General features: G+C 45.2%; 13 protein-coding genes. 1 reads left to right on the top strand and 12 read right to left on the bottom strand.

The window, feature by feature from the left end; genetic code table 11:
* Nucleotides 1-278 precede the first annotated feature (278 nt).
* A complete protein-coding gene (locus ACQKNS_RS10800; protein ID WP_427642769.1) occupies nucleotides 279-554 on the top strand; it encodes a hypothetical protein in 276 nt (91 codons plus the stop codon).
* A 44-nt stretch (nucleotides 555-598) separates the two neighbouring features.
* Here the strand turns inward: ACQKNS_RS10800 and ACQKNS_RS10795 are convergent, their stop codons facing one another.
* From ACQKNS_RS10795 to ACQKNS_RS10740, 12 genes are all read right to left on the bottom strand, one after another.
* On the bottom strand, nucleotides 599-1204 hold the full coding sequence (locus tag ACQKNS_RS10795) for a DUF7010 family protein (protein ID WP_427642767.1): 606 nt from the start codon (nucleotides 1202-1204) through the stop codon (nucleotides 599-601).
* Between the two features lie 221 nt (nucleotides 1205-1425).
* Entirely contained in the window at nucleotides 1426-2889 is a 1464-nt protein-coding gene (locus ACQKNS_RS10790) for an amino acid permease (protein ID WP_427642765.1), read from the bottom strand.
* A 116-nt stretch (nucleotides 2890-3005) separates the two neighbouring features.
* Nucleotides 3006-4331: a peptidase gene (locus ACQKNS_RS10785; RefSeq protein WP_427642763.1), complete on the bottom strand. Its 1326-nt coding sequence runs from the start codon at nucleotides 4329-4331 to the stop codon at nucleotides 3006-3008.
* Between the two features lie 11 nt (nucleotides 4332-4342).
* The gene (locus ACQKNS_RS10780; protein ID WP_427642761.1) at nucleotides 4343-5524 is read right to left on the bottom strand and encodes a thiolase family protein; all 1182 of its coding nucleotides are present in this window, start codon (nucleotides 5522-5524) and stop codon (nucleotides 4343-4345) included.
* A gap of 19 nt (nucleotides 5525-5543) precedes the next feature.
* On the bottom strand, nucleotides 5544-6206 hold the full coding sequence (locus ACQKNS_RS10775; RefSeq protein WP_427642759.1) for a 3-oxoacid CoA-transferase subunit B: 663 nt from the start codon (nucleotides 6204-6206) through the stop codon (nucleotides 5544-5546).
* A complete protein-coding gene (locus ACQKNS_RS10770; protein ID WP_427642758.1) occupies nucleotides 6191-6889 on the bottom strand; it encodes a CoA transferase subunit A in 699 nt (232 codons plus the stop codon). The genes ACQKNS_RS10775 and ACQKNS_RS10770 overlap by 16 nt, the downstream gene beginning before the upstream one ends.
* A gap of 10 nt (nucleotides 6890-6899) precedes the next feature.
* A complete protein-coding gene (locus tag ACQKNS_RS10765) occupies nucleotides 6900-8267 on the bottom strand; it encodes an aspartate aminotransferase family protein (protein ID WP_427642756.1) in 1368 nt (455 codons plus the stop codon).
* A gap of 65 nt (nucleotides 8268-8332) precedes the next feature.
* A complete protein-coding gene (locus ACQKNS_RS10760) occupies nucleotides 8333-8563 on the bottom strand; it encodes a ferredoxin (protein WP_061464616.1) in 231 nt (76 codons plus the stop codon).
* Nucleotides 8564-8576: 13 nt separating this feature from the next.
* Nucleotides 8577-9440: a putative beta-lysine N-acetyltransferase gene (ablB, locus tag ACQKNS_RS10755; RefSeq protein ID WP_427642754.1), complete on the bottom strand. Its 864-nt coding sequence runs from the start codon at nucleotides 9438-9440 to the stop codon at nucleotides 8577-8579.
* A 65-nt stretch (nucleotides 9441-9505) separates the two neighbouring features.
* Entirely contained in the window at nucleotides 9506-9772 is a 267-nt protein-coding gene (locus ACQKNS_RS10750; protein WP_427642752.1) for a YokU family protein, read from the bottom strand.
* A 2-nt stretch (nucleotides 9773-9774) separates the two neighbouring features.
* On the bottom strand, nucleotides 9775-11211 hold the full coding sequence (gene ablA, locus ACQKNS_RS10745) for a lysine 2,3-aminomutase (protein WP_427644167.1): 1437 nt from the start codon (nucleotides 11209-11211) through the stop codon (nucleotides 9775-9777).
* A gap of 267 nt (nucleotides 11212-11478) precedes the next feature.
* Nucleotides 11479-12960 (bottom strand): sigma-54 interaction domain-containing protein, encoded by a 1482-nt coding sequence (locus ACQKNS_RS10740; protein ID WP_427642750.1) that lies wholly within the window; start codon nucleotides 12958-12960, stop codon nucleotides 11479-11481.
* Between the last annotated feature and the right edge of the window lie 15 nt (nucleotides 12961-12975).

The following is a 12975-nucleotide window of genomic DNA, read 5'->3' as shown; positions in this document are numbered from 1 at the left end:
CTGGAGCTTGTAACGCAGCTTAGACGATATCAGTTACTCTCGTTCACCGATATAGCTCAAAGGCGGTAAATCAGTTCCCTAAGCCAGGAAGTTCGCAGCTGCCCTTCCCTCTCTGAAGACCGTAAAAATGATTCATGTCCTTATCAATGCTTCTGAAATGTAAATGGATTTTTATATTGTTATATATATTACAATATATTCCCATAAGTGACAACCTCAAATTTATTATTTCATTACAAATAACAGATTGGTATAATTAGTAAAAAAAGAGGTCCCTTATGAAAAGTTTAAGCCATTGGTCAATCGTATTTGCAGTGATTGGTACACTATCTCTTTGCTGTTCCCTTGCTTTTCCAAAAGTCTCCGAGCAGCTTATGGTTTCAGGGTTCGGTGCGTTAGTTATTGGTATGTTATGCAGTTTCGGGGCCATGTACAAAAATGAAAAAGGAAAGTCGAAGTTTTTGGCTGTGCTTGCATTCTTTCTTTTAAGTTTCATTCTCGTTTGGAATGAACCATTTCAAATTGTCAGGCTCTTGACCTGGATGAAAAATTAATCAAAATGAAAAACCCGTTCTCCATGACGGGTTTTTTGATTGATTCAATCTTCAATGGCTATCGTTTGATTTGACTTCTTTAACCTAAGCCATAGCGTAAGTCCAGTGAACCAAAGAATTAGCGTGCATCCAAAGCCGAGCAATGATAGCGGTGCAAGGATTTGATGTTTCCGAAACATGACAGTGTCTGGCACAATAAGCAATGTGATAAGTGCCAATGAACAAAGAAGCACTCCTGTTGCATAGTAAACCTTGATTTGGAAAAGTGACGCCAAAGGTAAAAAATGAATCCCTACAATAATGGCGATGACCCCCGGTATAAGATCGGTCTGATTGATCAAGTTACAGATGGCAATCGCAATCACAATCAGCAACCCTTCTGCAATGAAGACCATATTAAACATGAATCCGATACGCTTCAGACGCCTGGCCCCATTTTCTGTTATTTGATTGGGCATTTTTTGTGATGCATGAATTAATGAAATCCCGCCGATAACCATTATGATTCCTACAGTAATGGCTGCGAGGTCCACGTAGGGAAACCCCCACCCCTGCAAGCCCATTATACCCGTACTTGCCCACAGTGTACCGAAGACCGCCATGAAAATGACTCCAATTCCAGAACCGCGATACGCCTCTTTCATCTTCATTTTCCTTTCATCCACAGTAATAAAAGTACATAGATTAATAGTATTGCACACCCGCCCCAATTATTCAGTTATAAAAAATGATTCATTGCAAAATTGCCGTGATGCGAATTTTAATAGATAATTGCCGCTTTCGGAGATATATTTCTGTTTTCGGAGATATCGTCTAATTAGGGTCCATAAAAAAACCTGAGTCCCCAAAGGGATCTCAGGTTTCTATCTATTCAAGCCACATCTGATTTATCAAATTGACAATCTTTTAATGATATTAATTTGGTCTTGTGATGAATCTTGTATCCTAACCAGACCGCCAAAAATATCGGTAATCCGATATAGGAGACAGCGACGCCATACCAGTCGATGCTGCCGCTTAGGAATGCTTGATAGTTCTGCCCAGCAATGACACCCATGCAAAGGACGAATGAAAGAATCGGACCGAGCGGAAACCATTTTGCTTTATATTTCAATTCGTTTAGGTCACCACCCTGTGCAACAAAGGCCCGTCTAAAGCGATAATGGCTGATTGCTATTCCAATCCAGGCGATGAAGCCGGTCAGCCCCGATGCATTCAATAGCCATGTAAATACATGGTCCCCAAAAATGGAGGTCAAGAAGGCAAGCCCGCCAATTAATGTCGTTAGAATCAATGCATTCATCGGGATTCCCCTGCGATTGACTTTGGCCAGGAATTCGGGAGCTTGTTTATCTTTCGCCATCGACCATAACATCCGCGTTGATGCATATAGTCCCGAGTTCCCGGCGGATAGTAAGGAAGTCAACACGACCGCATTCATGACGGATGCCGCGAATGCCAGTCCTGCCCGTTCAAAGACAAGTGTGAAAGGGCTTACAGAAATATTTTCAACATCCCCGTTCAACAAACTTGGACTTGTATACGGAATTAAGAGGCCGAGTATCAGGATGGCCCCGATGTAAAATAATAGGATGCGCCAAAATACTTGGCGGATCGCATTTGGAACATTTTTTTCGGGATTCTCGCTTTCCCCGGCAGCAATACCAACCAGTTCCGTGCCTTGAAAAGAAAATCCCGCGATTAGAAAGATCGAGATGATCGATAAAAATCCTCCCTTGAATGGTGCTTCATCCATGGTGAAGTTTTCAAACCCGATCACCTTTCCACCGAAAATCCCCAATATGGTCATTAATCCAACAATGATGAAGCAAATGATGGCGATGACTTTTATTAAGGCAAACCAATATTCAGATTCCCCATAGCTTTTAATGGATAGGGCGTTGAGGATGAAGACAATCCCAAGGAATAAGGCACTCCATATAAGGCTCGGTACATCAGGGAGCCAGAATTTCATGATGATGGCTGCTGCAGCTATTTCCACAGCAAGGGTGACGGCCCAGTTAAACCAATAATTCCAGCCAAGTGCAAAGCCGAATGCGGGATCAACAAAGCGTGTGGCATAGGTGGAAAATGATCCCGACACAGGCATATATGTCGCCATTTCCCCTAAGCTCGTCATAAGGAAATAAACCATGATTCCAATGCAGGCATAGGCAGCAAGGGCACCGCCGGGCCCTGCGCTCTGGATGGTTGCCCCGCTTGCCAGGAATAATCCGGTTCCTATTGAACCGCCAATGGCAATCATGGTCATATGCCTTGCTTTCAGTTTCCTTTTAACTGTCGGTTCTTGATTATCAATGAGATTCATGTCCATATGGTTCCTACCTCATTTTCTTTTAAAGTTAAAAGTTCAAGAAATAAAAGAGTTTTTAACAACCGCTTTGTGAAAGTCTAAATGGGTTCGCTTCACTTGCTGGGATACTATCCAGTTTAATTGCCATTGCCTGGTATCGTCTCCCTATTCCCTGCCTTGGTGACCCCATCCTGTTCAGGCTCCATTCCACACCATTGAATTAAAGTAAGGGCAATGATCTCAGCTGTGGAGAACACGTTTTCGAGCAGGATGTATTCATTTGGATAGTGTGCAACCTCGGTTACTCCTGGCCCGAAAACGATGGCAGGCGTTTCACCGACATGTGTCAGCAATCCCCCATCCGTTCCCCAAGGGGAGGCCTCAATGACAGGGTCCTGTCCGGCAACTTGCCGATATTGATGAACAAGCGCATTCATCAGTTCATGCTCTACATCAATGGCACCTGGAACCCAGCGTGCCCCGAACCATTCCAATACGGGAGGGTTTTCCTTGAACCATTGGTCCACTTCCCCCAGCTGCAATAACCAGGACGCCATTTCATCCTTCGCCTTCTCCATCGTTTCCTCCGGCGCAACGCCCATCCTTCCTTCGATTTTCACAAGATCTGGGACGGATGACGGCCAATTACCGCCTTCAATGACACCTAGATTGATTGGAATCGGTATAGGCGTATTCTGATAAAGCGGATCACTGATACGTGCATTTCGCTTTTCTTCCAAGGCACGAATATGATTGATGACGGTCATGCTTTTTTCAATCGCACTAACACCTTCATACCTTGTTCCGCCATGGGCTGACCGTCCTTTAACATGGATTCGGAACCACATCGAACCCTGCTGTTTCGGGAAGATCCTCATATTCGTCGGTTCAGGGATCAGGGCGGCATCTGCTTTATATCCCCTCAGGACGGCCGCCAATGTTCCGGCCCCGCCGCTTTCTTCTTCAATCACACTTTGAAAAATGACATCTCCTTTTAACTGGATGCCATTTTCCTTCAATGCCTGCATCGCAAGGATCAGCGATACATTCCCGCCCTTCATATCGGTTACGCCGCGACCAAACATTCTTCCATTTTTAATCGCTCCACTATATGGGTCGTCGTCCCATTGATCCCGGTCCCCATCCGGAACCACATCGATGTGACCGTTCAAAATGATGGAACGGCCGCCGCCAGTCCCTTTCATGATACCTACCACATTGGGGCTGTTGGAAAATTCACTGCGTGGAGAATAGAAATAAGAGTGCTTTTTCAGCTCGCCGCCGTCAGGTTCCCAACAATCGATCTGCAAACCCATTTCCTGCAGCTTTTGGGCGACGATGGCCTGTGCCCCTGCTTCATTTCCTTGCGTACTTGGGGCTTGTACCATTTTTTGCAATAAGTTTGTTCCTTCTTCCCGATGATCCATGATCCATTGGTTTATCCGTTTTTTTATATCCGCCACATTGATCCTCCTTACATACACATATTCTCATAGATTACTGAAAGTCCCATTCCGCCCGCCATACACAACGTTACCATTCCATACTTAACTTGTGAACGCAACATTTCATGCATCAGTGTGACTGTCAATTTTGCACCAGTTGCTCCTACAGGGTGACCAAGTGCAATTGCCCCTCCATTGACATTGACAATATCCTGATTCAAATCTAACTCCTTGATCACTGCAAGCGCTTGGGCAGCAAAGGCTTCATTAAGTTCGATCAGTCCGATATCCTCTAACGATAGTCCTGCTTTTGCCAATGCCTTTCTAGTCGCTGGTACGGGTCCAATCCCCATAACTCCGGGTTCAACTCCTGCACTGGCGAAAGCCTTTATTTTCAAGAGCGGTTTTAATCCCTTTTCTTCTGCTTGCTGCTTTGACATTAATAGTACAGCTGCAGCTCCATCATTCATAGGGCAGGCATTTCCAGCCGTAATGGTTCCTTCATTTTTGAATACTGCTGGAAGACTGGCTAGTTGATCTAGATGAATGTCCTCGCGTACCCCTTCGTCATGGTTGAAGATTTGAAGTCCTTTTCGATTCTTGATTTCAAGCGGAATAATTTCTCTATCAAAGCGACCCTCTTTTATAGCTTTCCAAGCCTTCTTGTGGCTTTGATAAGCAAATTGATCCTGTTCTTCACGGCGGATACCGTATTTTTCAGCCAAGCGCTCGGCAGTTATTCCCATATGTTCATTTTCCAAGGAACATATTAATCCATCTGCCAGCAGAGCATCCTCCATCGTTACGTTTCCAAATTTACCGCCCCATCTATTTTTCACGATATAAGGCACATTGCTCATGCTCTCCACCCCGCCGGCAATGATGACGTCTTCTTGACCAGCAGCGATAGTTAAAGCGGCGTTGGTAATGGCCTTTAAACCTGATCCACATGCTTTGATTACAACGTGGCCTGGGACACTGTGCGGGAAACTTGCCATCTGAGACGAAATTCGGGCCGAGTTAAGTCCGCCTCCGTGGACATAGCCATGTCCGAAAATCACTTCATTTACCTTTTCTTTACCTAACCCGGAATGATCCATTAAACCTTCCAATACTTGACGGCCCAATTCGGTAGCTTTAACATTCCGTAGTGATTTGCCAAAGGATCCAACTGCAGTTCGCGCTCCAGCAACGATGACAACCTCATTCATGCTTTTTTCCTCCTCTTACCTATTCAATGGTGTTGACGGCAGCATGGATTTTCAGCGTCGCCTCTGTATTCCTTATCACATCATCCACGGTATATGGTGCCATGACTTCTTTCAGCACCAATCCCTCTTCTGTAACTTCCATGACAGCCATATCCGTAATGATTAAATCCACACTCTGCCTTGCCGTCAATGGAAGCGTACATGTCTTCAATATCTTCGATTCGCCCTGCTTATTCACATGATTCATCAGGACGATCACCTTTTTGGCTTTCTGGGCAAGCTCCATTGCCCCGCCCATACCCGGCACCCGCTTTCCTGGGACGATCCAATTCGCCAAATCCCCTTTTTCACTGACTTCCAGGGCTCCAAGGATGGTGATGTCGATGTACCCTTTCCTGATCATTCCAAATGCGGTTGCACTGTCAAAATATGAAGCACCCATTACAGTGGTGATCGGGAACCCTCCCGCATTACAGAGGGCAGGATCTTCTTGCCCGCGATCAGGACTTGGCCCTGTACCGAGAACTCCGTTTTCCGCGTGGAACAGCACATGTATATCTTGTGGTATATGGTCGGCCACCAAGGTAGGGATGCCGATGCCTAAATTAACGATCAATCCGTCATGGATTTCCTTGGCGGCCCGTTTCGCGATGCGATTTCGTACATCTACTGCCATGCCCATTTCCAATTCACCCCTTTTGTCGGAATCACCATATCTACATAAATGCCTGGTGTGGCAATACATTCCGGATCCAATTCGCCTACAGGGACGATTTCCTCCACTTCCGCAATCGTGAAGGTTCCAGCCATCGCCACCAGCGGATTGAAGTTACATGCAGTCTTGTCGTACACTAAATTCCCCAGCGAATCTGCCTTTTTGGCATGGACGATGCTGACTTCAGCCGTCAAAGCGGTTTCCACCAAGTATTCTTTTCCTTCTATCACCATCTTGTCCTTGCCTTCTTCGGCTATCGTACCAATCCCGACATCGACAAAAATTCCGCCTAAACCTACACCGCCAGCACGAATCCGTTCGGCTAATGTCCCTTGCGGTGAAAATTCGACTTGCAGCTTTCCTTCAGTCATGAGCCTGCCGGCATTGGGATTGGAACCGATATGCGAGGCGATTACTTTCTTTGCCCTTTCAGCCGTCACAAGGCGGCCAATGCCGATATCAGGGAATCCAGTATCATTGCCAATCAAGGTCAATTCCTTGACACCCTTGTCAAGGATACCCTGTACGAGTGACGGAGGGGTCCCCACTCCGCCAAACCCGCCATACATGAGTGTGCATCCATCTGAAATATGCTCCAATGCTTCTTCCATGGTCACAATTTTGTTTTTCTTCGTAATGCCCTGCTTCATATCGTTCCTCCTAAATAGCCTGCATGTCCTCAATCATACCTTCCTTGTGCAATTCTTGCTGCAACTCTTCGAGGGAAGCTTCCAGTATCTTGACGAGGGTATCGATTTCTTCATTAGTAATGATTAATGGCGGTGATATGATAACCGCATCGCCAGCGATTCCTTCAATCGCACCTGCAGCAGGATAGATTAACAGACCCTTGGCAAAGGCCTTATTGACAAGCCTTGTAGTCAGGCCGATTTGCAAGTCGAATGGCGTTTTCGAAATCCGATTGGAGACAAACTCAAGCCCAAGGAGCAGCCCTTTCCCTCTTACATCACCAATGATGTCGAATTTCCCAGCCAATCCTTCCAGCTTCTTAAACAGATATTGACCTTTCTCTTCCGCTGCCTGGACCAGGTCATTTCGCTCAATGTAGGAAAGCACTTCCAATGAAACGGCTGCAGATAGAGGATTTGCACTATATGTGTGTCCAGCCATGATTGATTTCGAGCCTTTTAAAATGGGCTCCATGACACGGTCAGTAATCATCGTGGCTGCGATTGGCGTATAGCCGGCACTCATTCCTTTACCCAATGCGATGATATCCGGGGTGACTCCCCAGTGTTCCATTGCGAACATCTTTCCTGTCCGGCCGATTCCCGTCATTACTTCATCGGCGATAAAGAGAATATCATAGGTTTCGCAGATCTCCTTAATCCTTTGATAGTAGCCATCCGGCGGTGTTACAGCACCAGCCGATGCCCCGATTATCGGTTCTGCGATGAAGGCTGCGATATTCTCGGAGCCGACCCTTTGAATAGCTGTCTCCAGTTCATCTGCACACTTAAGCATGCATCCGGAAGTTTCATTATTATGAGGACAGCGATAGCAGTAGGGAGCAGATATGCTAGGGAAATCCTCCAATAGCGGCACAAAGCGTTTTCTTCTTGGTACATGGCCTGACATCGATAAAGCGCCCATCGTGATCCCGTGATAACTCGTCCACCTGGATATGATGCGATTTTTTCGCTCGAACCCTTTTTCTTGCCAATGTTGTATCGCGATTTTCATGGCCGTTTCGGTCGCTTCCGATCCGCTATTCACAAAAAATGACCAATTCAAATCACCTGGGGCCAACTCACTTAGCTTTTTTGCCAATGCCTCGGCGGCTCCACTCGTAAAATGGGACCTATATGCAAAAGAAACTTTGCGTGCCTGCTCCGTCATTGCCTCGACAACATCCAATACACCATGTCCAATACTTGCAGTGACCGCTCCTGATGAGCCGTCTATATACTGTTTTCCATCTATATCATAAAGGTAAATTCCATTCCCATGAGAGATAGTGGGATAGTCATGATCTAAAGTAGGTTTAATCAAATGATTTCGTTCCATTTCATCTCTCCTTTTTAACGTTCGTACACAATATCTATTAATTTATTAAGCTCTTGGAGCCGATCCTACCAACTAAAAGGCTCATCCTGAATCAGGATGGATTCGGTAGGGCAGCCTTCCATGGCATCTTGCATGTCATCATGCAAGATTTCAGGAACCTCGGCAATCCCTTGATTATCGTCCAAGATGACAAAAGCGATCCCTTGATCGTCATAGTCATAAATCTCAGGACCTGTTGAACCGCATGCCCCGCACGCAATACAGGTTTCTTTATCGACCCATGTGTATTTAGCCATAGAAACAATCCTCCTACTTGAGGGATAAATCTTTACCCCAAATATTCATGTCCTCATACTTATCCCAAATATTGCAATTCTTCGTTAATCTGCCTCCATATTCATATCCCAGCTGATGAAAGACGGCATTCATGCCCATTGACAATGATCGGGCCAATGAATAGGAGCAATAAATGTTTTTCCTGAACAATTCCTGTTCCAATGCGGAGATGAGCACCTTCATGAAACCATGCTTTCGATGCTGGGGAATTGTTGCACAGTCCGTTATTTCAGCATTGTGATACATCTCATTCACTTCAGCGGATGCAGCACTCACGATGGTTCCTTCATATTCGATAACACTAAAGATCGTCCCTTCCTCCATCACTTTCTTGATATATCGCTCATCATTCATCGGTGTAGGATAGGTTTCAAAAATGGCACCATATAACTTTGCCATCTCTTGTGCATCTTTCTCCGAAGCTGACCGAAGGATATAACCCTCAGGTATTTGCTGAAATTCAATCAGTCTAGGAACCCTGCATACATCTTGGATGACTTTATCTTCCTTGACCCAAAAGTCGCTTGTTCGCCTTTCATCCGTTAAATAGAAGGCCATGCAATAAGCGTCATTCCCATTGAAATACTTACTCAATACGCCTTCCAGCATGAATCCTTGACTTAACGCCACTGATAAATCTTCATTTCTGGCTTTAAGTATCACTTTAGTGAAGCCCTGCTCCTTTGCGATGGCAAGGGCCCGATCGATCGCTTTTTTGATATTTCCCCGATAATCATCCATGCGCAATCGCTGATTGGCATGATCATGATAGAGTTCCATCGTATAACAATCCCCGGTCTCCATTTGGGTGAAAAAAGGCAGCTTTTGAACAGGCATCATGTATCCCCCTTATTTAAAGAATTCGGGAGAAGAGATGCATATCATCCGCTTCTCCCGGCATTCTATTTCCAATTGAATAATTTTTTGATAGGTGCCTGAAAAAGCTGATCATACGTAAACTCATCAGGATATTCACTAACATCATATATCGATAAGGCTTCATCCACCTTTTGATTCATCGAATCAGATACATAGATTCCACATTCAGGACAGTTCACGGCCGGAACTTGAAGGACTTTTATTGAGCGTTTCCCGTCAGGCATGATCCAGTAACAATCCTTCTTTTCACTTTCTTCCACGTTCGGGGCGTTGCACCACAAGCAATCCATCTTCATTCCTCCTTGCCTTCGGATTTCACCGAGCCACTAGAGGCCAAGGCGTTCTTTTTTTCTTGGGCTAACCTTAACTTTTCCTTCATTTCATCCCGTTTGTCACGGCGATCCTTCAAGGAAGCATGTTCATCAGTGCTTTCGTACGCTTTTCTCTTGTCAAGACGGCGAAGGCCCTCTGGCACCAAGTTGAATTTCTCGTCCGTCATGAGAGCGGAAATCCCGACAGCTTCTTTCCTATCCGCAGTACCATACACTTCATCGAAGTAAGCATCCGCACTGCCGGCAACATAATTCTTCGGCTCCGGATAGCTTGTGATGACTCCTTCAAAGTTCCGTAAAACGACCTTATCCGGACTTTGCGAAAGAAGGTAATTCGGGGTCAAGGCAATCTTTCCGCCACCGCCAGGAGCATCCACCACAAAGGTCGGCACTGCATATCCTGATGTATGGCCGCGCAGCGCTTCAATGATTTCCAGTCCTTTTGAAACCGGCGCCCGGAAATGGCCAATCCCTTCAGATAGATCACATTGATAAATGTAATAAGGTCTTACCCTTGCTTTTACACAGTCATGCATAAGCTTTTTCATGATATGTACGCTATCGTTGATACCAGCCAGGATGACTGCCTGATTACCAAGCGGCACGCCTGCCATCGACAGCATATCACATGCCTTTTTCGCTTCATCCGTCAGTTCAAGTGAATGATTGAAATGCGTATTCAACCAAACCGGATGATACTTTTTCAAAATATTGCATAAATTTTCCGTAATCCTCTGCGGGAAAACGACCGGTGCACGTGTTCCGATCCGGATGATTTCCACATGCGGGATGGCGCGTAAGTTACTCAATACGTATTCAAGGATCTTATCATTGATCAACAGTCCGTCACCGCCAGAGATCAGCACGTCCCTCACTTCCGGAGTGTTCCGGATATATTCAATCGCCCCGTCAAGCTGCTTCTTGGGAACACCCATGCCAACCTGACCTGAAAAACGACGTCGCGTACAATATCTGCAGTACATGGAGCATTGGTTCGTTACAAGGAATAGAACGCGATCCGGATAACGATGCGTCAATCCTGGAACAGGGGAATCCTCATCCTCATGCAGCGGATCCTCCAAATCATATCTAGTCTTGTTCATTTCTGCCGAAAGCGGTACAGACTGTAAACGAATCGGACAGCGAGGATCATCGGGATTCATCAAAGAAGCATAATAAGGCGTAATGTTCAAAGGAATCGTTTGAGTCGAAATCCGGACTCCTTCCTCTTCTTCCGGTGTCAGGTTGACGACCTTTTTCAGATCATCCAGTGTTTTAATCGTATTGGTCAATTGCCAGAGCCAATCATTCCACTGCTCTTCCGTTACATCCTTCCACAATTCGATATCATTATAATGTCTGCGTCCACCTAGGTATTCTTTATGTTTTACATCCATTCCCATCAAATTCATTTATAATGCCCCCTTATTATAAGAACTTATCAATATACTCTCGCAAGAATGATGCCAACATGAATAACTAGGAAAACTTAAGCAAAAGTGGGCAAACCAGGGTTAAAATCGCAAGATATTTTTCATTATGCATAATTTTTTGCAGCCAAATTCTTTGCGCCAAGCAATAAAAAAAGAGGCTCTCTATACAAAAGAGCCCCTTCAAGTTACATCATGATCAAGAAATTGACAGCGTTTCCAAAGAACCTGTATTCACTTGGATTCCTTCGACCCTGCCGTATAAACCTTTTCAATGCCGTACTTGTTTAACTTATATTGCAGTCCCTGTCTTTTAATATTGAGGGCTTCTGCCGTCTTGCTGATATTTCCGTTATATTTCTCGAACATATTGATGATCATTTCCCTTTCCATTTCTTCAAGAACGACAGGTAAATCAATCTTGTTTTTCAATGGGGAAGGTTGGCTCTGCGCATTTGCAGCAGCATAATTTCCTGAAGGGAAAAGATAAGCAGGAAGATGATGTTCATCAATCATATCTTCACCTGCGTCCATGACGTTAAAGGTTAACTCGATGGCATGTCCCAGTTCACGAATGTTCCCGGGCCATGGATATTGAAGAAGCCGCTGCATCGCCCTTTGACTGATCCCGCGCACTTCCGTAAAAAAGGATTTGTTGAATTTTTGAATAAAGTGATTGGCGATTTCAGGAATATCCGTTTTACGCTCAGAAAGAGAAGGCATTTGGATCGTCACGACATTGAGGCGAAAAAATAAATCCGAGCGAATGATTTCCCGCTCCAACGCCTCTTCTGGAGAAATGTTCATCGCAGCAATGATCTTCACATTAATCTTTTGCTCCTTCGAACCTCCAACACGGCGCACCTCACCTTCCTGAAGAACCCGCAGCAGTTTTGCCTGCAGACCGAGGTCGAGGCTATTCAGCTCATCAAGGAAAAGGGTACCGCCATTTGCCTGCTCAAAAATGCCCATGCGATCCATAGCTCCGGTAAAAGCCCCTTTCGTCGTGCCGAACAGCAGCCCCTCCATCAATTCCTTTGGAACGGCCGCACAGTTTTGCGCAATGAATGGCTGATTTCGCTGAGCACTTACATTATGTATACTTTGCGCGACCAGTTCTTTCCCTGTCCCCGTTGGTCCATAAATCATGACTGGGGAATGTGTACGGGCCGCTTTTTTCGCCAATGAAATCGCTTGCTGAAAAGCAGGGCTATTGCCGATCAAATCGCTAAAATGATAGGTCGCAGTCCCTTCAGAGAACTTATTTTTCTTATGCGTCTCGGCCAACTGGGATCGCAAATCGACAATTTGGTCGTACATATTCATGACCTTCGTAATATCCTTTGCGATTTCCACTGCCCCAATAATTTCACCATCCTCATACAAAGGATACGTACTATTGATCGACGTTATTTTTTTCTCCTTTAAATTGACATATGTTTGAATGGACTCAATCGTTTCATTGCCTTTTTCCAATGCTACATGCAGCGTACTGGATTCATCAGTCAATGAAGGATAAAGCTGAAAAATATTCTCCCCCAGCACCTGCTCCCGGTCAAGCCCATCAATATGTGCCATCATTTCATTGTAAAAAACCGTGTCCCCATCTTTATTCACAATATGGACACCCACATTGATCACATTCAATATCCATTCAAATTGAGTGGAAAACTGATTTACTGAAGATTTCATTTCTTCATCTCCGTTCTCTGCCACTTGATAGAATCACCT

The organism is Peribacillus sp. NPDC094092 (genome assembly GCF_050279365.1).
GTDB lineage: Bacteria > Bacillota > Bacilli > Bacillales > DSM-1321 > Peribacillus.
The sequence above is the reverse complement of the archived record's forward strand: the minus strand, read 5'-3'. Positions and strand labels throughout refer to the sequence as shown.

Excerpts from the sequence above, each read along its gene's own strand:
- ACQKNS_RS10800 (WP_427642769.1), top strand. The coding sequence starts at position 279 with ATGAAAAGTTTAAGCCATTGGTCAATCGTATTTGCAGTGATTGGTACA.
- ACQKNS_RS10795 (WP_427642767.1), bottom strand. The coding sequence starts at position 1,204 with ATGAAGATGAAAGAGGCGTATCGCGGTTCTGGAATTGGAGTCATTTTC.
- ACQKNS_RS10790 (WP_427642765.1), bottom strand. The coding sequence starts at position 2,889 with ATGGACATGAATCTCATTGATAATCAAGAACCGACAGTTAAAAGGAAA.
- ACQKNS_RS10780 (WP_427642761.1), bottom strand. The coding sequence starts at position 5,524 with ATGAATGAGGTTGTCATCGTTGCTGGAGCGCGAACTGCAGTTGGATCC.
- ACQKNS_RS10775 (WP_427642759.1), bottom strand. The coding sequence starts at position 6,206 with ATGGGCATGGCAGTAGATGTACGAAATCGCATCGCGAAACGGGCCGCC.
- ACQKNS_RS10770 (WP_427642758.1), bottom strand. The coding sequence starts at position 6,889 with ATGAAGCAGGGCATTACGAAGAAAAACAAAATTGTGACCATGGAAGAA.
- ACQKNS_RS10765 (WP_427642756.1), bottom strand. The coding sequence starts at position 8,267 with ATGGAACGAAATCATTTGATTAAACCTACTTTAGATCATGACTATCCC.
- ACQKNS_RS10760 (WP_061464616.1), bottom strand. The coding sequence starts at position 8,563 with ATGGCTAAATACACATGGGTCGATAAAGAAACCTGTATTGCGTGCGGG.
- ablB (WP_427642754.1), bottom strand. The coding sequence starts at position 9,440 with ATGCCTGTTCAAAAGCTGCCTTTTTTCACCCAAATGGAGACCGGGGAT.
- ACQKNS_RS10750 (WP_427642752.1), bottom strand. The coding sequence starts at position 9,772 with ATGGATTGCTTGTGGTGCAACGCCCCGAACGTGGAAGAAAGTGAAAAG.
- ablA (WP_427644167.1), bottom strand. The coding sequence starts at position 11,211 with ATGGATGTAAAACATAAAGAATACCTAGGTGGACGCAGACATTATAAT.